General features: G+C 46.9%; 33 protein-coding genes. All 33 read right to left on the minus strand.

What is annotated here, in order from left to right; translation table 11 throughout:
• A partial coding sequence (locus EA408_08790; protein ID TVR71529.1) for a 50S ribosomal protein L17 occupies positions 1 to 655 on the minus strand: 655 nt, incomplete at its 3' end.
• Positions 656 to 660: 5 nt separating this feature from the next.
• Positions 661 to 1,653 (minus strand): DNA-directed RNA polymerase subunit alpha, encoded by a 993-nt coding sequence (locus EA408_08795; protein ID TVR71435.1) that lies wholly within the window; start codon positions 1,651 to 1,653, stop codon positions 661 to 663.
• Positions 1,654 to 1,660: 7 nt separating this feature from the next.
• Positions 1,661 to 2,269 (minus strand): 30S ribosomal protein S4, encoded by a 609-nt coding sequence (locus tag EA408_08800; protein ID TVR71436.1) that lies wholly within the window; start codon positions 2,267 to 2,269, stop codon positions 1,661 to 1,663.
• Between the two features lie 40 nt (positions 2,270 to 2,309).
• Positions 2,310 to 2,699 (minus strand): 30S ribosomal protein S11, encoded by a 390-nt coding sequence (locus EA408_08805; GenBank protein ID TVR71437.1) that lies wholly within the window; start codon positions 2,697 to 2,699, stop codon positions 2,310 to 2,312.
• Positions 2,700 to 2,713: 14 nt separating this feature from the next.
• On the minus strand, positions 2,714 to 3,091 hold the full coding sequence (locus EA408_08810; GenBank protein ID TVR71438.1) for a 30S ribosomal protein S13: 378 nt from the start codon (positions 3,089 to 3,091) through the stop codon (positions 2,714 to 2,716).
• Positions 3,092 to 3,187: 96 nt separating this feature from the next.
• A complete protein-coding gene (locus EA408_08815; protein TVR71439.1) occupies positions 3,188 to 3,304 on the minus strand; it encodes a 50S ribosomal protein L36 in 117 nt (38 codons plus the stop codon).
• Between the two features lie 17 nt (positions 3,305 to 3,321).
• A complete protein-coding gene (locus EA408_08820; protein TVR71440.1) occupies positions 3,322 to 3,540 on the minus strand; it encodes a translation initiation factor IF-1 in 219 nt (72 codons plus the stop codon).
• Complete coding sequence (gene map / locus EA408_08825; GenBank protein ID TVR71441.1) at positions 3,519 to 4,328, minus strand: type I methionyl aminopeptidase; 810 nt, start codon at positions 4,326 to 4,328, stop codon at positions 3,519 to 3,521. Before map ends, EA408_08820 begins: the two co-directional genes overlap by 22 nt.
• A gap of 21 nt (positions 4,329 to 4,349) precedes the next feature.
• The gene (gene secY / locus EA408_08830) at positions 4,350 to 5,687 is read right to left on the minus strand and encodes a preprotein translocase subunit SecY (protein TVR71442.1); all 1,338 of its coding nucleotides are present in this window, start codon (positions 5,685 to 5,687) and stop codon (positions 4,350 to 4,352) included.
• Between the two features lie 5 nt (positions 5,688 to 5,692).
• Complete coding sequence (locus tag EA408_08835) at positions 5,693 to 6,139, minus strand: 50S ribosomal protein L15 (GenBank protein TVR71443.1); 447 nt, start codon at positions 6,137 to 6,139, stop codon at positions 5,693 to 5,695.
• Positions 6,140 to 6,157: 18 nt separating this feature from the next.
• Positions 6,158 to 6,340: a 50S ribosomal protein L30 gene (locus EA408_08840; GenBank protein TVR71444.1), complete on the minus strand. Its 183-nt coding sequence runs from the start codon at positions 6,338 to 6,340 to the stop codon at positions 6,158 to 6,160.
• A gap of 13 nt (positions 6,341 to 6,353) precedes the next feature.
• Positions 6,354 to 6,869, minus strand: coding sequence for a 30S ribosomal protein S5 (locus EA408_08845; GenBank protein TVR71445.1), 516 nt, complete (start codon positions 6,867 to 6,869; stop codon positions 6,354 to 6,356).
• Between the two features lie 2 nt (positions 6,870 to 6,871).
• Entirely contained in the window at positions 6,872 to 7,312 is a 441-nt protein-coding gene (locus EA408_08850; protein TVR71446.1) for a 50S ribosomal protein L18, read from the minus strand.
• A gap of 24 nt (positions 7,313 to 7,336) precedes the next feature.
• Entirely contained in the window at positions 7,337 to 7,891 is a 555-nt protein-coding gene (locus EA408_08855; GenBank protein ID TVR71447.1) for a 50S ribosomal protein L6, read from the minus strand.
• Between the two features lie 14 nt (positions 7,892 to 7,905).
• A complete protein-coding gene (locus tag EA408_08860; protein TVR71448.1) occupies positions 7,906 to 8,301 on the minus strand; it encodes a 30S ribosomal protein S8 in 396 nt (131 codons plus the stop codon).
• Between the two features lie 24 nt (positions 8,302 to 8,325).
• Positions 8,326 to 8,595, minus strand: coding sequence for a 30S ribosomal protein S14 (locus EA408_08865; protein ID TVR71449.1), 270 nt, complete (start codon positions 8,593 to 8,595; stop codon positions 8,326 to 8,328).
• Positions 8,596 to 8,598: 3 nt separating this feature from the next.
• Positions 8,599 to 9,156 carry a 50S ribosomal protein L5 gene (locus EA408_08870; GenBank protein ID TVR71450.1) on the minus strand — a complete coding sequence of 186 codons (558 nt, stop codon included), beginning with the start codon at positions 9,154 to 9,156 and terminating at the stop codon, positions 8,599 to 8,601.
• The gene (locus tag EA408_08875; GenBank protein TVR71451.1) at positions 9,156 to 9,479 is read right to left on the minus strand and encodes a 50S ribosomal protein L24; all 324 of its coding nucleotides are present in this window, start codon (positions 9,477 to 9,479) and stop codon (positions 9,156 to 9,158) included. The genes EA408_08870 and EA408_08875 overlap by 1 nt, the downstream gene beginning before the upstream one ends.
• A 23-nt stretch (positions 9,480 to 9,502) precedes the next feature.
• Positions 9,503 to 9,868, minus strand: coding sequence for a 50S ribosomal protein L14 (locus tag EA408_08880; GenBank protein TVR71452.1), 366 nt, complete (start codon positions 9,866 to 9,868; stop codon positions 9,503 to 9,505).
• 2 nt (positions 9,869 to 9,870) lie between these two features.
• Positions 9,871 to 10,125: a 30S ribosomal protein S17 gene (locus EA408_08885; protein ID TVR71453.1), complete on the minus strand. Its 255-nt coding sequence runs from the start codon at positions 10,123 to 10,125 to the stop codon at positions 9,871 to 9,873.
• A gap of 8 nt (positions 10,126 to 10,133) precedes the next feature.
• Complete coding sequence (locus EA408_08890; protein ID TVR71454.1) at positions 10,134 to 10,340, minus strand: 50S ribosomal protein L29; 207 nt, start codon at positions 10,338 to 10,340, stop codon at positions 10,134 to 10,136.
• 18 nt (positions 10,341 to 10,358) lie between these two features.
• A complete protein-coding gene (locus tag EA408_08895; GenBank protein TVR71455.1) occupies positions 10,359 to 10,787 on the minus strand; it encodes a 50S ribosomal protein L16 in 429 nt (142 codons plus the stop codon).
• Between the two features lie 30 nt (positions 10,788 to 10,817).
• Positions 10,818 to 11,534 (minus strand): 30S ribosomal protein S3, encoded by a 717-nt coding sequence (locus EA408_08900; GenBank protein TVR71456.1) that lies wholly within the window; start codon positions 11,532 to 11,534, stop codon positions 10,818 to 10,820.
• Between the two features lie 6 nt (positions 11,535 to 11,540).
• Entirely contained in the window at positions 11,541 to 11,963 is a 423-nt protein-coding gene (locus EA408_08905; GenBank protein ID TVR71457.1) for a 50S ribosomal protein L22, read from the minus strand.
• 31 nt (positions 11,964 to 11,994) lie between these two features.
• Entirely contained in the window at positions 11,995 to 12,264 is a 270-nt protein-coding gene (locus EA408_08910) for a 30S ribosomal protein S19 (GenBank protein TVR71458.1), read from the minus strand.
• A gap of 20 nt (positions 12,265 to 12,284) precedes the next feature.
• Complete coding sequence (locus EA408_08915) at positions 12,285 to 13,109, minus strand: 50S ribosomal protein L2 (protein ID TVR71459.1); 825 nt, start codon at positions 13,107 to 13,109, stop codon at positions 12,285 to 12,287.
• A 66-nt stretch (positions 13,110 to 13,175) separates the two neighbouring features.
• Positions 13,176 to 13,466, minus strand: a complete 291-nt coding sequence (locus tag EA408_08920; GenBank protein TVR71460.1) for a 50S ribosomal protein L23 — start codon at positions 13,464 to 13,466, stop codon at positions 13,176 to 13,178.
• Between the two features lie 5 nt (positions 13,467 to 13,471).
• A complete protein-coding gene (locus EA408_08925; protein ID TVR71461.1) occupies positions 13,472 to 14,110 on the minus strand; it encodes a 50S ribosomal protein L4 in 639 nt (212 codons plus the stop codon).
• Position 14,111: 1 nt separating this feature from the next.
• Entirely contained in the window at positions 14,112 to 14,729 is a 618-nt protein-coding gene (locus EA408_08930; protein TVR71462.1) for a 50S ribosomal protein L3, read from the minus strand.
• A 21-nt stretch (positions 14,730 to 14,750) separates the two neighbouring features.
• Positions 14,751 to 15,056: a 30S ribosomal protein S10 gene (locus EA408_08935; GenBank protein TVR71463.1), complete on the minus strand. Its 306-nt coding sequence runs from the start codon at positions 15,054 to 15,056 to the stop codon at positions 14,751 to 14,753.
• Between the two features lie 12 nt (positions 15,057 to 15,068).
• Positions 15,069 to 17,174: an elongation factor G gene (fusA, locus tag EA408_08940; protein TVR71464.1), complete on the minus strand. Its 2,106-nt coding sequence runs from the start codon at positions 17,172 to 17,174 to the stop codon at positions 15,069 to 15,071.
• A 42-nt stretch (positions 17,175 to 17,216) separates the two neighbouring features.
• Positions 17,217 to 17,693, minus strand: coding sequence for a 30S ribosomal protein S7 (locus EA408_08945; protein TVR71465.1), 477 nt, complete (start codon positions 17,691 to 17,693; stop codon positions 17,217 to 17,219).
• 20 nt (positions 17,694 to 17,713) lie between these two features.
• Positions 17,714 to 18,094, minus strand: coding sequence for a 30S ribosomal protein S12 (locus tag EA408_08950; GenBank protein TVR71466.1), 381 nt, complete (start codon positions 18,092 to 18,094; stop codon positions 17,714 to 17,716).
• Between the last annotated feature and the right edge of the window lie 204 nt (positions 18,095 to 18,298).

Consider the following 18,298-nt stretch of genomic DNA (forward strand, 5'->3'; position numbering starts at 1 on the left):
TCTTCTCCTCTGCTGCAGGCTCTTCTTTCGCCTCTTCTGCTGCAGGCTCCTCTTTCTTCTCCTCTGCTGCAGGCTCTTCTTTCGCCTCTTCTGCTGCAGGCTCCTCTTTAACCTCTTCCGCTGCAGGAGTTTCTTTCTTAGCCGCTTCCGGAACTACAGTCTCTTCCTGCTTTTGCTCTTCGGCCGAAGGCGCCTTTACAGCCGCGGTTTCATCGGCTCCTGCACCCTTGCCCCTGCGGCCCCTTCTGCTCCTTCTGGTCGTTGCCTTCTTATCTTTCTGAGCTTCCAGCATATTCTCGTTATAATCCACAAGCTCGATGATGCACATTTCTGCATTATCGCCCAACCGGTTACCCGTACGCAGTATCCTTGTATAACCGCCCGGCCGTTCAGCGACTTTTGGAGACACTTCACGGAACAGCTCTGAAACGGCATATTTGTTTTTCAGATAGCTGAAAACCACTCTTCTTGAGTGAGTGGAATCCTCCTTTGATCTTGTAATAAGCGGTTCCACATATATCCTTAATGCCTTTGCTTTTGCAACGGTTGTTGTAATCCTTTTGTGAAGGATTAGTGAAGAAGCCATATTGGCCAGCATGGCTTTCCTGTGAGAACTGGTCCTCCCCAAATGATTTAACTTCTTTCTGTGTCTCATTTTTATTAATCCTTGTCTAATTTATACTTAGAAATATCCATGCCGAAATTCAAATTCATCGATTCCAGAAGCTCATCAAGCTCTGTAAGGGACTTCTTCCCAAAATTCCGGAATTTCAGCAGATCGTTCTTATTGAACTTGACCAGGTCGCCAAGCGTTTCAACCTCGGCGGCCTTCAGGCAATTAAGGGCCCGTACCGACAAATCAAGATCAACCAGCCTGGATTTCAGCAACTGCCTCATGTGAAGTACCTCCTCATCAAACTCCTCATTGGCGAACTTCTCATCTGTTTCGAGTGTGATCTTCTCGTCAGAGAACAGCATAAGGTGGTAAATCAGAATTTTGGCAGCCTCCTTAAGAGCCTCCTTGGGATGGACCGAACCATCGGTATGTATCTCAAATATCAGCTTCTCATAATCAGTCTTCTGCTCTACCCTGAAGTTCTCAACCGAATACTTGACATTCTTTATGGGTGTAAAAATGGAGTCCACTGCGACCAGCCCGAACTCAGTCTCTGCGGGCTTGTTCTCTTCTGAAGGTACATATCCGCGTCCCTTGGAAATACTCAGCTCAAGCTGAAGCTTAGTTTCTGGTTCCATCCTGCAGATTACCTGATCAGGGTTCAGTACAATAAAACCACTCAGGAACTTTGAAAGATCACCGGCCTTGAACTCCTCCTGACCGTTGACTGAAACAGATATTTTTTCCCCCTCGGTATCTTCAATCTGCTTTTTAAATCTTACCTGCTTCAGATTCAGGATTATCTCGGTAACATCTTCAAGAACACCTGTGATGGTAGAGAATTCATGATCAACACCCGCAATTTTAACCGAAGTGATCGCATATCCTTCAAGTGATGAGAGCAACACTCTTCTAAGCGCATTCCCGATTGTAATCCCATATCCGGGTTCGAGAGGACGAAATTCGAATTTCCCGATAGTATCGGTCGATTCGAGCATTATAACTTGTTCCGGTTTTTGAAATGCTAATACTGCCATTACAATTTTATTTTGAGTACAATTCTACAATCAATTGTTCTTTTATATTTTCAGGAATATCTTCCCGTTCAGGCATATTCAAAAACCTGCCTCTCATATGATCAGCATCCCATTCAATCCAGGAATATGCATTGCGTTTTCTTCCGTCCAGTGATTCGGTTATGGCTTCAAGAGATTTCGACTTCTCTCTTACCCCAACATAATCACCGCCTTTTACTGTATAGGAGGGAATATTAACAACCTTGCCGTTAACCGTGATATGCCGGTGAGAAACAAGCTGGCGGGCAGCCGCCCTTGTAGGGGCTATCCCCATTCTGAATACCACGTTATCCAGCCTTGATTCAAGCATTTGCAGCAGAACCTCCCCGGTAATTCCCTTTGAACGGGAAGCTTTCTTGAAAAGATTGCTGAACTGACGTTCCAGCACACCATATGTATACTTGGCCTTCTGCTTCTCCTGCAGCTGGACCCCGTACTCGGAAGTCTTTTTACGTCTCCGCGTATTACCATGCATCCCGGGCGGATAGTTTTTCTTTTCCAGCACTTTGTCGGCTCCAAATATCGGTTCTCCGAACTTTCTTGCAATTTTGGTTCTTGGTCCTCTGTATCTTGCCATTTCTATTAACAGATTATTTTATTTTCTCAATCAATTCCAATTATACACGTCTGCGTTTGGGCGGACGACAACCGTTGTGAGGCATCGGGGTTACGTCAACTATCTCGGTAACCTCAATCCCCGACGTATGGATTGTCCTTATGGCAGACTCACGGCCCGAACCCGGTCCCTTGACATAAGCCTTTACCTTACGCAGGCCAAGGTCATACGCCTTCTTGGCACAATCAGCTGCAGAAACCTGTGCGGCATAGGGAGTATTTTTCTTGGAGCCCCTGAATCCGTTCTTGCCGGCAGATGACCAGGCTATTACCTGTCCGTTGTTATTGGTAAGGGTAACAATTATATTGTTGAATGAAGCATGTATGTGAGCCTGACCTACGGGCTCAACTTTGACGACCCTTTTTCTAGATGTACCTGTTTTCTTAGCCATATTTACTTAACTGTTTATTTGGTTGCCATCTTCTTGTTGGCAACGGTTTTCTTTCTGCCCTTACGGGTTCTTGCATTGTTCTTGGTGCTTTGTCCACGCACCGGCAACCCGATACGGTGACGGATACCCCTGTAGCACCCAATGTCCATCAAACGCTTTATATTCATCTGTACTGAGGAGCGTAGTTCTCCCTCTACCTTAAGCTTCTCGTTGATGATGTTCCTGATACCTGACAGCTGACTGTCATCCCAGTCCTTTACCTTAATACTCCTGTCAATACCAGCCTCATCCAGAATCTGTTGTGCGGTGCTGCGGCCTATTCCGTATATATAGGTCAGCCCAACCTCACCCCTTTTGTTTTTTGGTAAATCTACACCGACAATTCTTGCCATAGTTTATTTATTATTTAAAAATTATTGCATTGTTATAACAAGGTAACATCCCCCGCACTTTCCCAGTCCCAACATGCAGGCCGGGATAACGCTGATTTATCCCTGTCTTTGCTTGAATTTGGGATTCTTCTTGTTTATTACATAAAGCCGTCCCTTGCGGCGGACTATCTTGCATTCCGCACTTCTCTTCTTGACTGAAGCTCTGACCTTCATAACAAATTGATTTTATATTATTTATACCTGTAACAAATTCTTCCTTTTGTAAGGTCATAGGGTGACATCTCAACCTTGACCTTGTCGCCGGGAAGGATTTTTATATAATGCATCCGCATCTTCCCGGAAATATGTGCAATTATTGTGTGGCCGTTCTCAAGCTCAACCTTAAACATCGCATTCGATAAGGCCTCAATAATGGTGCCGTCCTGTTCTATGGCTTTCTGTTTTGCCATGGTAACCCGTTGTTTTTGGTTAATAAAACTTCTTCTATATACTCAAATGTAGACAAGATATCAGCAGAGCCTTTGGACACAACAACCGGAAGCTCGTAATGTGCTGACGGTTTGTTGTCCCGCGTGCGTATGGTCCACCCGTCTGCCTCCTGCACGATAGTCCTCCCGCCAAGGTTGATCATAGGCTCTATGCATATTACCATACCCTCCTTCAGAAGGGAACCGCGTCCCCTCTTCCCGTAATTTGGAACTTCAGGATCTTCATGCAGGTTTTCACCTATTCCGTGCCCAACCATCTCCCTTACCACAGAGAATCCGGCAGATTCGGCATGTAATTGAACAGCATAACCTATATCGCCAACTCTTTTCCCGGCAACAGCCTGTTCAATTCCCCTGTAAAGGGATTCATAGGTTGTACGCAACAATTCGGCAACACGAGTGTCAATCTCCCCAACTGCAAAGGTATAGGCGGTATCGCCGTAATATCCTCTCATCCTGACACCGCAATCGATAGAAACAATCTCACCCTCTTTCAGCACATAATCGGATGGTATCCCATGTACGACCTGTGAATTGACCGATGTGCAGAGAGTTTTGGGAAACCCGTTGTATCCCTTGAACCCGGGTTCTGCCCCGTTATCAATAATAAACTTTTCTGCTATACGGTCAAGTTCAAGGGTGGTCACTCCGGGTTCAATAATTGCAGCAACCTCAGCAAGTGTTCGTGACACAAGGAGGTTGCACTCCCGCATGATCTCTATCGCTTCCCTTCTCTTGTCATTTAACATCAAAGAACTTGTATTATCAGGTCAGATGCCGCCTCCGCCGCTTCTTCCCTTTATTCTGCCTGTTTTCATCAGGCCGTCATAATGCCTCATCAGCAAGTGACTTTCAATCTGCTGCAGGGTATCAAGAACGACACCAACCATAATAAGCAGTGATGTACCACCATAAAACTGTGCCCATTGTGAGTTAACACCGGCCAGCATGGCAAATGCGGGCATAATTGCAACAATTGCCAGAAATATTGAGCCGGGCAGTGTGATCCTTGACATTATGGTATCAAGGAATTCAACAGTCTTCTTCCCGGGCTTGACACCTGGTATAAAGCCTCCGTTACGTTTCATGTCCTCAGCCATTTGCGAGGGGTTTACCGTGACGGCCGTATAGAAATATGTAAACAATATAATCAGGACTGCAAAGGTGAAATTATACCAGAAACCTGTAAAATTACTGAAAGCCGCTGCAAAACCTGTCATCGTTTCGGTGGGTGCAAAACTTGACAATGTAAGTGGAATGAACATGAGTGCCTGGGCAAAAATAATCGGCATCACCCCGGCAGAGTTCACCTTGAGCGGTATATACTGCCTCACACCTCCATACTGTTTGTTACCAACGATCCGTTTTGCATACTGCACGGGGATTCTCCTGGTTCCCTGAACCAGCAGGATAACTCCCATAAATACGAAAAACAACACCACCATCTCAACAATGAACATTATAAGTCCCCCGCCAACCTGCTGCTCAAGCTTGGCAAAAAATTCGGCAGCCAGGGCAAACGGAAGCCTTGCAATGATACCCACCATTATAATAAGGGAAATACCGTTGCCAATTCCCTTGTCGGTAATACGCTCTCCGAGCCACATTACGAACATGGTACCCGATATAAGAATGATGACCAGGAAGGCCCAGAACATGGCTCCCTCCAGAACAAACGCCTGTGGCACCTGTGCCCGTAAGTTGGTCAGGTAAGCAGGCCCCTGGAAAATAAGTATCAGCACGGTAAGATACCTGGTAATCTGGTTGATCTTCCTTCGTCCGCTCTCGCCTTCGCGCTGCAGCCGCTGGAAATATGGAATTGCTATACCGAGAAGCTGCACTACGATCGATGCCGATATGTACGGCATGATACCAAGTGCAAATATTGAAGCATTCGCGAAGGCTCCTCCCGAAAACATGTCCAGAAGCCCGAGTATTCCGTCAGCGGTCTGCATCTTCATTGCAGCCAGTTCTGAAGGATCAATCCCCGGCAGTACAACGAACGAGCCAAGACGATAGATAAGCAATATCCCCAGAGTATAAAGAATCCTTGAGCGCAGATCTTCAATCTTGAAAATGTTCTTTATGGTTTCAATGAATTTCTTCATGTAGATTATATTTTTACCGCAGTGCCACCTGATTTCTCAATTGCTTCCTGGGCCGACCTGGAAAATGCGTGGGCCTTCACTTCCAATTTAGCATCAAGGGTACCGTTCCCAAGAATTTTAACCATGTCATTACGCGACACAAAACCGGCGCTGACCAGTGTCTGGACATCAATTGATGTTGCCCCGGTCCTGTCTGCGAGACCCTGCAATAAACCGAGATTTATCCCTTTGTAGGACTTGCGGTTTATATTCTTGAACCCGAATTTGGGAACACGCCTCTGAAGCGGCATCTGTCCTCCCTCGAATCCTGCCTGCCTGCTGTATCCGGAGCGGGATTTCTGACCCTTATGCCCCTTGGTAGCCGTATCGCCCCTGCCGGAACCCTCGCCCCGTCCAAGCCTCTTATTGCGTTTTACCGAACCTTTTGCAGGTTTTAAATTACTCAAATCCATATCTGAAACAATGATTAATTATTTTATCTTTTCGACCTTAAGCAAATGACGCACCTTCTCAACCATGCCCAATACCTGGGGCGTCGATTCAGCTTCGATGCTGCTGCTTATCCTTTTCAGGCCCAAAGCGTCCAGGGTCCTCTTCTGACTCTGGTTACTGCCGATCCTGCTCTTTACCTGTGTAATCCGAATCTTTGCCATGATATATTAATTTCTAACCGTTAAAAACCTTGTCCAATGGTATCCCCCTGAGTTCAGAAACCGTATGTGCATCACGCAACTCCATAAGTGCTTCAAAGGTTGCCTTGACAAGGTTGTGAGGATTGGAAGATCCCTTTGACTTGGCCAGCACGTCGGTTACCCCGACACTTTCAAGCACTGCACGCATCGCACCTCCGGCAACTACACCGGTTCCGTGTGAAGCTGGCTTCAGAAAAACCCTGGCGCCGCCATACTTGGCCACCTGCTCGTGAGGTATCGTGCCTTTGTGTATCGGCACTCTTACCAGGTTCTTCTTGGCATCGTCAATACCCTTTGCAATTGCAGTTGTCACCTCATTGGCCTTACCAAGACCGTATCCCACTATTCCATCTTCATTCCCAACCACCACTATGGCGGAAAAACTGAATGTGCGGCCTCCCTTTGTTACCTTGGTGACTCGCTGAATGCTTACGACCCTGTCTTTAAGCTCCAGGTCACTGGTCTTTACTTTTCTTATTGTTGTTGACATAATTAAAATTTTAATCCTGCTTCCCTGGCGGCATCAGCCAAAGCTTTTACCCTGCCATGATACAAATAGCCGTTTCTGTCAAATACCACTGTCGAAATACCTTTTTCAAGTGACTTTTCGGCAATGAGTTTACCAACTTGTTTTGCCTGTAAAGTCTTGGTCACCTTTTTGGCATCCCCGGCCTTGGTCACCTTTTTGGCATCCCCGGCCTTGGTCACCTTTTTGGCATCCTCGGCCTTGGCCACCTTTTTGGCATCCTCACCGGTCTTTTCCCTTGAGTCTGCGGCAACCAGTGTTTTCCCGTTGAGATCGTCAATCAGCTGAACATAAATACCTTTATTGCTGCGGAAAACCGACATCCTGGGCCGCTCCTGGGTCCCTGAAACATGTCTGCGGATTCTCATTTTTATCCGCTTTCTTCTTTTAAGCTTAGTTAAAGCCATGATTAAATACCTGTTTTGAAAAAATTATACACTTGCAGATTTGCCGGCCTTCTTCCTTATATGCTCTCCCACGAACTTAACTCCCTTGCCCTTGTAGGGTTCAGGTTTGCGGAATGATCTTATTTTGGCTGCAACCTGGCCAATAAGCTGCTTATCTATTCCCTTCAGGGTAATGACCGGGTTGCTGCGCCTCTCAGTTTTGGCTTCAACCGCTATCTCAGATGGAATCTCAAAAAAGATGTCATGAGAATATCCGAGACTAAGCTCCAGCACCTGGCCTTTAGCTTCAGCCCTGTAACCAACGCCAACAAGTTCCTGTTTGATCTCATAACCCTTTGACACCCCTTCAACCATATTATACACAAGGGACCTGTACAAACCGTGCATCGATTTTGACTGGTTGTCTTCCGACGACCGCGAAAAAATTACCTGGTTTTCTTCTACCTTTACGGTTATCCGGCTGTCAAGCTTTTCAGTCAGCTCGCCCAGCGGTCCTTTTACGGTTACAAGATTATCCTTGTCGACTGATACAGTTACTTTCTCGGGTATCTCTACCGGTAAATTTCCTATTCTTGACATTTATAATCCTCCAGTTAATAAACGTAACACATTACTTCACCGCCGATACTCTTCTTACGGGCTTCCTTATCGGTCATAACTCCCTGGGATGTCGACATTATAGCAATGCCCAGTCCGTTAAGCACCCTGGGAAGGTCATCCCTGCCTTTGTACTGCCTCAGACCAGGCCGGCTGACACGGCGAAGCGATTTAATGGCCGGCTGCTTTGTCTCAGGATGATACTTCAGGGCAATCTTAATGATACCCTGCACCCCGTCATCCTGGAATTTATAGTTAAGAATATAACCCTTCTCATGAAGAATTTTGGTTATATCCTTTTTTACATTGGAAGCAGGAATCTCAACGATCTTATGCTTTGCCATGATGGCATTTCTCAGCCGCGTAAGATAATCTGCTATCGGATCTGTCATCTCTGTTATTATTTTAATAATTAATTACCAACTAGCTTTTCTTATACCGGGAATAAGGCCCTTTGATGCCATCTCCCTGAAAGTAATCCTGCTAACACCGAACTGCCGTATATAACCCTTGGGCCTTCCTGTCAGCTTGCACCGGTTATGAAGACGGATAGGGTTGCTGTTACGCGGCAGGCGGCTCAACCCGACATAATCACCTTCTGCTTTCAATTGGGCCCGCTTCTCGGCGTAACGGTCCACAAGTTTTTGACGGCGCTTTTCACGCGCTTTCATTGACTCTTTTGCCATATTCTAATCCTTTTTTACGTTCTTGAATGGTATCCCAAACTCCCTGAGCAATGCATACCCCTCTTCATCTGTAGCGGCAGTGGTTACGAAGGTGATCTCCATTCCAAGTATTTTATTGATCTTGTCAATATCTATTTCCGGAAAAATAATTTGCTCGGCTATGCCCAGTGTATAATTGCCACGTCCGTCGAGCTTGGCGCTTACTCCCCTGAAGTCCCTGATCCTTGGCAGGGCGGCTGCTATAAGTCTCTCCAGGAATTCATACATCCTCTCCCTGCGAAGTGTAACACGCACCCCGATCGGCATATCGCGCCTGAGCTTGAAGTTTGAAATGTCTTTCCTTGAGACCGTCTGCACGGCTTTCTGACCAGCTATGGCAGTAAGTTCAACCTGTGCCGTTTCGATCAGCTTCTTGTCCGCTACCGCATCACCGACTCCCTGGTTTATTACGATCTTTTGCAATCTGGGCACCTGCATAACAGTCTTGTATTTGAACTCCTTTTTGAGCGCAGGCACAATCTCATTGAAATATCTCTCTTTAAGTGAAGGCTTGTAGTCCATTACTTGATTTCCTCCCCCGTTTTTTTAGAATAACGTACCAATTTGTTTTTATCATTTACCCGGCGGCCCACTTTTGTGGGATTGCCTGTTGAAGGGTCCACCAGCATCAGGTTGGTAATATTGACAGGCGCTTCCTTCCTGATTATTCCACCCTGTGTGTGCTTTGCATTTGGTTTCGTGTGCCGGGCCACCATGTTGACACCTTCAACAATGGCCTTCCCTTCTTTTGTAATCACATCGAGAACCCTTCCCTGTTGCCCCTTGGCTTCACCAGAGATAACATAAACCGTATCACCTTTCTTTATATGGTATTTTCTGCCCATCAGAATTGTTATTTAATGTTTTACTATAATACTTCCGGCGCAAGCGAAACTATCTTCATATATTTATCGCGAAGCTCACGCGGGACGGGTCCGAATATACGGGTACCCCTTATTTCACCAACGTTGTTGAGAAGAACTACCGCGTTGTCATCGAACCGGATATAGGATCCGTCGGTTCTGCGTATTTCATTCCTGGTGCGGACAACGACGGCCTTGGTTACTGTTCCCTTCTTGATTTCACCTGAGGGAATAGCGCTTTTAACAGTAACAACTATCTTATCGCCTACTCTTGCATATTTCTTTCCGCTTCCGCCAAGAACCCTGATGCAAAGGACCTCTTTGGCCCCTGAGTTGTCAGCTACGCCTAATCTGCTCTCTTGTTGTATCATCGTTATTTAGCTCTTTCAATTATTTCTACCAGCCTCCAGCATTTATCCTTGCTCATAGGCCTTGTTTCCATTATCTTGACAGTATCACCAATATTACAGCTGTTCTGCTCATCATGAGCCATCAGCTTGGTCGATTTCTTTACAAACTTTCCGTAAATCGGATGCTTAACCCTGCGGTTAACGGTAACTAATATGGATTTATCCATTTTGTTGCTTATAACAACACCGACCCGTTCTTTTCTAAGTTTCCTTTCCATTGGTATAACTAACTTTTCTGTTTCTCTGTTAACATACGTTGACGCAATTCAGTCTTCAACCTGGCAATATTCCTTTTGGTAGCCGGTATTTTAAGAGGATTGTCAAGCGGCGATACCGTATGGTTCATCCTGAGCTTGAGCAGGAGGCTCTTCTCAGTGTCGATCCGTTCCTCTATTTCGCTGGTGGATAACTCCTTTATCTCTTTAATCTTCATGTTCTATTATTCTTTATATCAATTGGGTTTGTGCTCAAAATCACGCCGCACAACGAATTTCGTGGTAATAGGCAGCTTCTGGGCTGCAAGCCTGAGAGCCTCCCTGGCGACTTCAATAGGCACACCTTCCGCCTCTATTATTATCCTGCCGGGAGTAACCGGTGCAACGAAAGCTTCGGGAGCACCTTTACCCTTACCCATACGGACCTCTGCCGGTTTCTTGGTAATGGGCTTGTCAGGAAATATCCTGATCCAGATCTGCCCCTCCCTTTTCATATGACGGGTAACCGCCTGCCTGGCAGCTTCAATCTGACGGCTCGTGATCCATGACTCCTCAAGTGCCTTTATCCCGAAAGAGCCGAATGCCAGCTGGTTGCCACGCTGTGCGTTGCCCTTCATCTTGCCTTTCTGCTGCCGTCTGTATTTCGTTTTCTTTGGCTGTAACATTGGTACAATATCTTATTCTATATTAATAAACTATTTTTTCCTTCTTTTAAAACCTCCCCTGTCCTTGGGCTTATCTCCGGTTGCAGGTCCGCCTGCTCCGAGATTCGGCGACAGGTCGCGTTTTCCGTAAACTTCTCCGTTACATATCCACACCTTAACACCGATCATTCCAACCTTGGTCAGAGCCTCGCTGAGTGCATAATCAATATTGGCCCTAAGGGTATGCAGGGGCGTCCGTCCCTCCTTGTACATTTCCGACCTTGCCATCTCTGCTCCGCCAAGCCTGCCGCTTATCTGCACCTTAATTCCTTCAGCGCCCATTCGCATGGTCGAGGCGATTGCCATCTTGATGGCACGCCTGTAGGATATCTTACCCTCAATCTGCCTCGCAAGGTTGTTGGCTACTATTGTAGCGTCAAGTTCGGGGCGCTTAACCTCAAAAATATTGATCTGCACTTCCTTCTGCGTGATCTCCTTAAGCTCCTCCTTGAGTTTGTCAACTTCCTGACCGCCTTTCCCGATAATTATCCCGGGCCTGGCAGTATTCACGGTTACCGTAATAAGCTTGAGCGTACGCTCGATTATAATTTTTGAAATACTCGCCTTGGCAAGCCTTGCATTGAGATACTGCCTGATCTTGTGGTCCTCAACCAGCTTGGCAGAATAATCGTTGCCTCCATACCAGTTGGAATCCCACCCCCTGATTATGCCCAGCCTGTTACTTATCGGATTAACTTTTTGTCCCATTGACTATTATTTTGTGTCGACTTCTGTCGGTTGTTGTTCAACTTTGTCCAGCACCACGGTAACATGGTTGGAGCGTTTCCTTATACGATGAGCCCTGCCCTGCGGAGCCGGCCTCAGTCTCTTGAGGGTCCTTGCCTGGTCAACCCTTACCTCGCTTACCACAAGGTTTGTATCTTCAATACGCACTCCCTCATTCTTTATCTGCCAGTTGGCAATAGCTGATAGCAGAAGCTTTTCCATCCTCCGGGATGCTTCCTTTGAACTGTACTTAAGGGTGTCAAGAGCCTTGTTTACTTCCTCACCCCTTACCAAGTCGGCAACCAGCCTCATCTTACGAGGAGAAGTTGGGCAATTGCGCAACACTGCAAAATACCTGCTTTTCTTATCCTCCTTTATCTGCTGAGCTCGTTGTTGTTTTCTGGATCCCATCTCTGAAAATTATAATGAATGTTGTATAATCCTATTTATTCCTTTTTCCTCCGTGACCCCGGAACATCCGGGTGGGAGAGAATTCGCCGAGTTTGTGCCCCACCATGTTCTCGGTAACATATACGGGAATGAATTTGTTCCCGTTGTGAACGGCAATCGTATGGCCGACAAAATCGGGCGATATCATTGAACGGCGCGACCAGGTCTTGATAACTGTCTTCTTGCCCGACTTGTTCATGTCGGTAACCCTTTTATCCAGCTTGTAATCAATAAATGGTCCTTTCTTCAGTGAGCGAGTCATAGTGATCGTTTATTATCAGTTTATTTTTTCCTTTTCTCTACAATATACCTGCTTGAAGCCTTCTTTTTCGAACGGGTCTTGTAACCCTTTGCAGGCAATCCGGTTCTTGACCTGGGGTGTCCGCCTGAAGCACGTCCTTCCCCGCCACCCATCGGATGATCAACCGGGTTCATCACAACACCCCGCACCCTCGGCCTGCGTCCCAGCCAGCGGCTGCGGCCGGCCTTGCCGGAACGTTCAAGTGCATTGTCAGGATTGGATACCGACCCGATTGTAGCACGGCAGGTAACAAGTACCATCCTCATCTCGCCCGAAGGAAGCTTGATAATGGCATACTTTCCTTCACGGCTGGTAAGCTGGGCATATGAACCTGCGCTTCTTGCCATTGCCGCGCCCTTGCCAGGCTGCAGCTCAATATTATGAACTACCGTACCAAGGGGTATATCCGAAAGGAACAGTGTGTTTCCTATCTCCGGCGCCACATCCTTCCCAGACATGATTGTCTGTCCAATCTTCAATCCTGCCGGCGCAACTATATACCTTTTTTCGCCGTCAGCATAAACCACAAGTGCGATCCTCGCCGAACGGTTGGGATCATACTCAACAGTTTTTACCACGGCAGGAATTCCATCCTTGTTCCTTTTGAAGTCTATGACCCGGTAACGGCGCTTATGGCCGCCGCCCAGATACCTCATTGTCATCTTGCCCTGGTTGTTCCTCCCGCCCGACTTCTTATGCGGTGCAAGGAGCGACTTCTCGGGCTTTCCAGTGGTGATATGCTCGAAAGTCGATTTTATCTTGTGCCTCTGCCCCGGGGTAACCGGGTTTAATTTACGTACTGCCATTTTTGTAGAAACTCTATTCTGTTATTATTATCCCCCTTTCGGAGAAGAAAACGCCTTCCCTGTTCACTATATATTACTATAGAAATCAATCACTTCACCCTCGGCAAGAGTTACAATCGCCTTTTTGAATGATCCTGTCTTGCCGTGTATCATCCCGGTCTTGGTATACCTGGATTTGGACTTGCCTCCGTAAATAATGGTGTTTACCGCATCTACCCGCACATCATACATCTCTTCCACGGCCTTTTTTATCTGTATTTTATTGGCCTTCTTATCTACAATAAAACCATACCTGTTCAGCTTCTCGCCGAGATTGGTCATTTTTTCGGTAATGATCGGTTTTTTTATAATTTCCATGATTATTACTGTTTCCGGTTGCTTAACATGTTATCCAGGATATCGACAGAGCTCTCGGCAATTAAAAGTACCGATGCGTTCATGATGTCATATGTATTCAGTTCTGACGCGGTGATGACCTTTGCGCCCTGCAGATTGCGAGATGACAGATATATGTTGTTGTTCTGTTCATTCAGCACCAGCAGTGATTTTTCACCGTTAGCCTTGAGATTGCTGAGGAATGCGGCATATTCGGCTGTGCGGGGCGCCTCCAGGCTGAAGTCCTCAATAACCCTGATCTTGTCGGATTTGGCCTTGTATGCAAGAGCTGACCTCCTCGCAAGCTTTTTTACCTTCTTATTCAGCTTGAAGCTGTAATCACGCGGTTGAGGACCAAATGTACGGCCACCGCCCCTGAAAATGGGACTCTTGATATCACCTGCACGTGCAGTGCCTGTCCCTTTTTGCCTTTTGATCTTCTTGGTACTGCCGGTAATCTCCGAACGCTCCTTGGTCTTGTGAGTGCCCTGCCTTTTGCCGGCCATGTAATGCTTCACATCAAGATAAATAGCATGATCATTCGGCTCTATTCCGAAGATGCCATCATCCAGGCTTACGTTCCTGCCTGTCTCTTCACCTTTGATATTATATACTGCTAACTCCATCTTATTGCTGAATAATTAAATATGAACCTTTCGCACCCGGAACTGATCCCCTGACCAGCAGAAGATTGCTCTCGGGTATTATCTTTATGACCCTGAGGGATATCATCATAACATTTTCGCCGCCCATCCTTCCGGCCATCCTCATTCCTTTGAATACACGCGAGGGATATGACGAACTTCCGATCGATCCGGGCGCACGCATCCTGTTGTGCTGTCCGTGGGTAGCCTGTCCCACTCCTGCAAAACCGTGCCTTTTCACAACACCCTGAAATCCTTTTCCTTTTGACAACCCGGTAATATCGAGCCAGGTGTCATTCTTCAGCAAGTCAACAGTAATTACATCTCCAAGCTCCACCTCCTGCTTAAAATTGTAAAACTCATGAAGTTTCTTTTTAGGGGTGGTTTTTGCCTTCCTGAAGTGCCCTAGCATGGGCTTGTTGCATGACTTCTCCTTCTTCTCGTCAAAGGCAAGCTGAACAGCCTCATAGCCGTCCTTCTCCACCGTCTTTAACTGTGTGACGACACAGGGGCCTGCCTCAATAACCGTACAGGGTGTACTCCTCCCGTCCTCATCAAACACCGTGGTCATGCCTATCTTTTTTCCAATTAATCCGGACATCTTATCTCTGTTTACAAAAAATTACACTTTTATTTCAACCTCAACTCCGCTGGGCAATTCCAGTTTCATCAGTGCATCTATTGTTTTGGGAGTTGAACTGTATATATCAAGCAGGCGCTTGTATGAACTCAGTTCAAACTGCTCCCTGGATTTCTTATTCACAAACGGCGAACGCAGAACCGTGAATATCCTCTTGTGGGTGGGCAGCGGGATCGGCCCGCTCACGATTGCTCCCGTTGTCTTTACGGTCTTAACGATCTTTTCGGTCGACTTGTCCACCAGGTTGTGATCGTATGATTTCAGTTTTATTCGTATTTTCTGGCTCATTTTATTTGTTGGTTATGCTGATTCTTTTCGCCCGGTTGAGCTTTCCAGTATTTTTTTCGCTATAGCGTCTGTAACCTTTTCGTAATGTGAAAACTCCATTGTTGAAGTGGCTCTTCCCGATGTGAGTGTGCGCAGCACGGTAACGTAACCGAATTGTTCGGCAAGCGGCACCCTGGCACGAATTATCCTGGCGCCTGCTTTTCCTTCCATCTTTTCGACGTTGCCCCTTCTTTTATTGAAATCTGATATTACATCTCCCATGTACTCCTCCGGGGTAACAACTTCAACTTTCATTATCGGCTCCAGCAGTACCGGTTTTGTCTTCGGCAGTGCATGCCTGAAAGCCTGTTTAGCAGCAATTTCAAATGACAGGCTGTCTGAGTCAACATTGTGATATGACCCGTCAACAAGCTCAACCTTGAGGCTCTCGACAGGAAATCCTGCCAGTACACCGTTTTGCATAGCCTCTGCAAACCCCTTCTGAACCGAGGGTATGTATTCCTTTGGAATATTGCCTCCCTTGACCTCATCAATAAACTGAAGTCCGGTATGCCCCTCATCAGCAGGAGATATTTTTATTATTATGTCGGCAAACTTACCCCTGCCCCCTGTCTGCTTCCTGAACACTTCCCTGTGTTCAACGGGCATGGTTATAGCTTCCTTGTAGGCCACCTGGGGCGCACCCTGGTTGCACTCAACCTTGAATTCACGCTTAAGCCTGTCAACCAGTATCTCAAGGTGCAGTTCTCCCATACCGTTTATCAGTGTCTGGCCGGACTGCTCGTCATACCTCACCTTAAATGTGGGGTCCTCCTCAGAGAGCTTGTTTAGAGCTATACCCAACTTGTCAATGTCAGCCTGAGTTTTAGGCTCTATTGCCACTCCGATTACCGGTTCGGGAAAAGTGATCGATTCCAGAAGTACGGGCTTTTTCTCATCACAAAGAGTATCGCCTGTCCGCAGATTCTTGAATCCTACTGCAGCACATATATCACCCGCTTCGATAAACTCCTTAGGAATCTGCTTGTTTGCATGCATCTGGTACAGCCGGGTAATCCGCTCCTTCTTGCCTGTACGAACATTCAGAACATGGCTCCCGGCCACTATACGTCCGCTGTAGACCCTCAAAAACGCAAGACGCCCTACAAACGGGTCGGTAGCTATCTTAAACGCCAGGGCTGACATAGGCTCCGTATGGTCGGGCTTCCTTTCAATCGTTTCGTCGTTGCGGGGGTTGATGCCCTTTATAGCATCAATATCGACCGGTGACGGCAAAAAGGCTACAATAGCATCCAGCAGGCGCTGTATTCCCTTATTCTTGAAAGCGGCACCGCACATTACCGGTACAACGCTCATGCCTATGGTTGCTTTCCTGATGGCAGCTATCAGCTGCTCATTTGTTATTGATCCGGGATCTTCAAGGTACTGCTCAAGAATGGTGTCGTCGGCATCGGCTACCGATTCGATCAGCCTGCCCCTCCACTCCTGTGCCTCTTCTTCCAAATCATCGGGTATGCCTGTCATTTCATAGGTGACGCCAAGCTTATCCGCATGCCAGATCACGGCCTTCATCTCGATCAGGTCGACAACACCCCTGAAGTTCTCTTCAGAGCCAATTGGCAACTGCAGGGGAACAGGGTTCGCTCCAAGCTTCTCATGTATCTGCGACACCACTGTCAGGAAGTCGGCTCCCGAGCGGTCCATTTTGTTAACAAAACCAATACGTGGCACCTTATATCTGTCCGCCTGCCTCCATACGGTCTCGGACTGCGGCTCGACACCTCCTACTGCACAAAAAACGGCAACGGCCCCATCCAGTATACGGAGCGACCGCTCAACCTCTACAGTAAAATCGACATGGCCGGGTGTATCTATAATATTTATCTTGTAATCTTCATTATTGTATTTCCAGAATGTTGTAGTTGCTGCAGAGGTAATGGTAATGCCCCGCTCCTGTTCCTGAACCATCCAGTCCATTGTGGCAGCGCCGTCATGCACCTCGCCCATACGGTGAGTTATCCCGGTATAGAACAGTATCCTCTCCGTGGTGGTGGTCTTACCGGCATCAATGTGGGCCATAATACCGATGTTTCGCGTATGTTTTAGATTCTTTACCATTTATATATTATACAATCTCTCTGCTTCTGTTGTCCGGTCCCTTTAGAACCTGAAATGGGCAAAAGCCTTGTTCGCCTCAGCCATCCTGTGCATATCCTCTTTTCTTTTGAAAGCGGCGCCTTCCTCATTAAATGCAGCCACTATCTCAGCTGCCAGCTTGTCGGCCATGGTTTTTCCGGCACGTTTGCGCGAAAAAAGGATCATGTTCTTCATGCTGATAGAAACCTTTCTCTCCGACCTTACCTCCTGCGGTACCTGGAAAGTGGCTCCTCCAACCCTGCGGCTCTTAACCTCTACCATGGGGGTAATGTTCTCAAGTGCTTTCTTCCAAACCTCGAGAGGTGGTTTGCCTGATTCCTTTGTCTTTTTCTCTACGATATCCATTGCATCGTAAAAGATATTGAATGAAAGGCTCTTCTTACCCTGATACATCATATTGTTTACAAACCGGGTAACCTCAATGTCTCCATATTTCGGATCCGGAAGCAGGATTCTCTTCTTTGGTTTTGACTTTCTCATCTGCTTATGCTGATTTTATTTTATTTTTTAACCTTTGGCCTCTTTGTGCCGTATTTTGACCTTCTTTGCGTACGTCCCTCTACCCCTGAGGTGTCCAGTGCACCGCGAATCAGGTGGTATCTCACACCGGGCAGATCCTTGACCCTGCCGCCCCTGATCAGTACAATAGAGTGTTCCTGCAGGTTATGACCCTCACCGGGGATATATGAATTCACTTCCTTCCCGTTGGTAAGCCTTACCCTGGCCACTTTCCTCATGGCCGAATTGGGTTTTTTCGGTGTGGTAGTATATACGCGCACGCAAACACCCCTTCTTTGAGGGCATGCATCCAGAGCAGGAGCCTTCTTCTTTTCGGTAAGCCTGGTCCTTCCTTTTCTTACTAACTGCTGAATTGTAGGCATAGAGATTAATTCAAATATTTATAAACATTTTATTAAACGGGTGTGCAAAGGTATACTTTTTTTTGCAAAAACAAGAATCATTAATTAATATTTTCCTTCGCTTCTCCCCTGTTTGCAGGCGGTATTACATCTGCACGATGTCAGCCTTCTCCCCTGCCCGGTTAAACCGGCGCTGTTCTTCCGGCAATCCACATCCCTTCAACC

Source organism: Marinilabiliales bacterium (assembly GCA_007695015.1).
GTDB lineage: Bacteria > Bacteroidota > Bacteroidia > Bacteroidales > PUMT01 > PXAP01.

Bases quoted from the DNA above. Each gene is read 5' to 3' on its own strand.
- EA408_08910 (TVR71458.1), bottom strand. From the start codon at position 12,264: ATGACTCGCTCACTGAAGAAAGGACCATTTATTGATTACAAGCTGGAT.
- EA408_08860 (TVR71448.1), bottom strand. From the start codon at position 8,301: ATGACAGATCCGATAGCAGATTATCTTACGCGGCTGAGAAATGCCATC.
- EA408_08815 (TVR71439.1), bottom strand. From the start codon at position 3,304: ATGAAGGTCAGAGCTTCAGTCAAGAAGAGAAGTGCGGAATGCAAGATA.
- EA408_08845 (TVR71445.1), bottom strand. From the start codon at position 6,869: ATGTCAACAACAATAAGAAAAGTAAAGACCAGTGACCTGGAGCTTAAA.
- EA408_08930 (TVR71462.1), bottom strand. From the start codon at position 14,729: ATGTCCGGATTAATTGGAAAAAAGATAGGCATGACCACGGTGTTTGAT.
- EA408_08880 (TVR71452.1), bottom strand. From the start codon at position 9,868: ATGATACAACAAGAGAGCAGATTAGGCGTAGCTGACAACTCAGGGGCC.
- EA408_08900 (TVR71456.1), bottom strand. From the start codon at position 11,534: ATGGGACAAAAAGTTAATCCGATAAGTAACAGGCTGGGCATAATCAGG.
- EA408_08915 (TVR71459.1), bottom strand. From the start codon at position 13,109: ATGGCAGTACGTAAATTAAACCCGGTTACCCCGGGGCAGAGGCACAAG.
- EA408_08800 (TVR71436.1), bottom strand. From the start codon at position 2,269: ATGGCAAGATACAGAGGACCAAGAACCAAAATTGCAAGAAAGTTCGGA.
- secY (TVR71442.1), bottom strand. From the start codon at position 5,687: ATGAAGAAATTCATTGAAACCATAAAGAACATTTTCAAGATTGAAGAT.
- EA408_08890 (TVR71454.1), bottom strand. From the start codon at position 10,340: ATGAAGATTAAAGAGATAAAGGAGTTATCCACCAGCGAAATAGAGGAA.
- EA408_08895 (TVR71455.1), bottom strand. From the start codon at position 10,787: ATGTTACAGCCAAAGAAAACGAAATACAGACGGCAGCAGAAAGGCAAG.
- EA408_08870 (TVR71450.1), bottom strand. From the start codon at position 9,156: ATGGACTACAAGCCTTCACTTAAAGAGAGATATTTCAATGAGATTGTG.
- EA408_08855 (TVR71447.1), bottom strand. From the start codon at position 7,891: ATGTCAAGAATAGGAAATTTACCGGTAGAGATACCCGAGAAAGTAACT.
- EA408_08950 (TVR71466.1), bottom strand. From the start codon at position 18,094: ATGCCTACAATTCAGCAGTTAGTAAGAAAAGGAAGGACCAGGCTTACC.
- EA408_08840 (TVR71444.1), bottom strand. From the start codon at position 6,340: ATGGCAAAGATTCGGATTACACAGGTAAAGAGCAGGATCGGCAGTAAC.
- EA408_08925 (TVR71461.1), bottom strand. From the start codon at position 14,110: ATGGAGTTAGCAGTATATAATATCAAAGGTGAAGAGACAGGCAGGAAC.
- EA408_08945 (TVR71465.1), bottom strand. From the start codon at position 17,693: ATGAGAAAGTCAAAACCAAAGAAGAGAATCCTGCTTCCGGATCCGAAA.
- EA408_08835 (TVR71443.1), bottom strand. From the start codon at position 6,139: ATGGATTTGAGTAATTTAAAACCTGCAAAAGGTTCGGTAAAACGCAAT.
- EA408_08805 (TVR71437.1), bottom strand. From the start codon at position 2,699: ATGGCTAAGAAAACAGGTACATCTAGAAAAAGGGTCGTCAAAGTTGAG.
- EA408_08920 (TVR71460.1), bottom strand. From the start codon at position 13,466: ATGGAAATTATAAAAAAACCGATCATTACCGAAAAAATGACCAATCTC.
- EA408_08810 (TVR71438.1), bottom strand. From the start codon at position 3,091: ATGGCAAGAATTGTCGGTGTAGATTTACCAAAAAACAAAAGGGGTGAG.
- fusA (TVR71464.1), bottom strand. From the start codon at position 17,174: ATGGTAAAGAATCTAAAACATACGCGAAACATCGGTATTATGGCCCAC.
- EA408_08865 (TVR71449.1), bottom strand. From the start codon at position 8,595: ATGGCAAAAGAGTCAATGAAAGCGCGTGAAAAGCGCCGTCAAAAACTT.
- EA408_08820 (TVR71440.1), bottom strand. From the start codon at position 3,540: ATGGCAAAACAGAAAGCCATAGAACAGGACGGCACCATTATTGAGGCC.
- EA408_08905 (TVR71457.1), bottom strand. From the start codon at position 11,963: ATGGGATCCAGAAAACAACAACGAGCTCAGCAGATAAAGGAGGATAAG.
- EA408_08885 (TVR71453.1), bottom strand. From the start codon at position 10,125: ATGGAAAGGAAACTTAGAAAAGAACGGGTCGGTGTTGTTATAAGCAAC.
- EA408_08795 (TVR71435.1), bottom strand. From the start codon at position 1,653: ATGGCAGTATTAGCATTTCAAAAACCGGAACAAGTTATAATGCTCGAA.
- map (TVR71441.1), bottom strand. From the start codon at position 4,328: ATGTTAAATGACAAGAGAAGGGAAGCGATAGAGATCATGCGGGAGTGC.
- EA408_08935 (TVR71463.1), bottom strand. From the start codon at position 15,056: ATGAGCCAGAAAATACGAATAAAACTGAAATCATACGATCACAACCTG.
- EA408_08875 (TVR71451.1), bottom strand. From the start codon at position 9,479: ATGGGCAGAAAATACCATATAAAGAAAGGTGATACGGTTTATGTTATC.
- EA408_08850 (TVR71446.1), bottom strand. From the start codon at position 7,312: ATGGCTTTAACTAAGCTTAAAAGAAGAAAGCGGATAAAAATGAGAATC.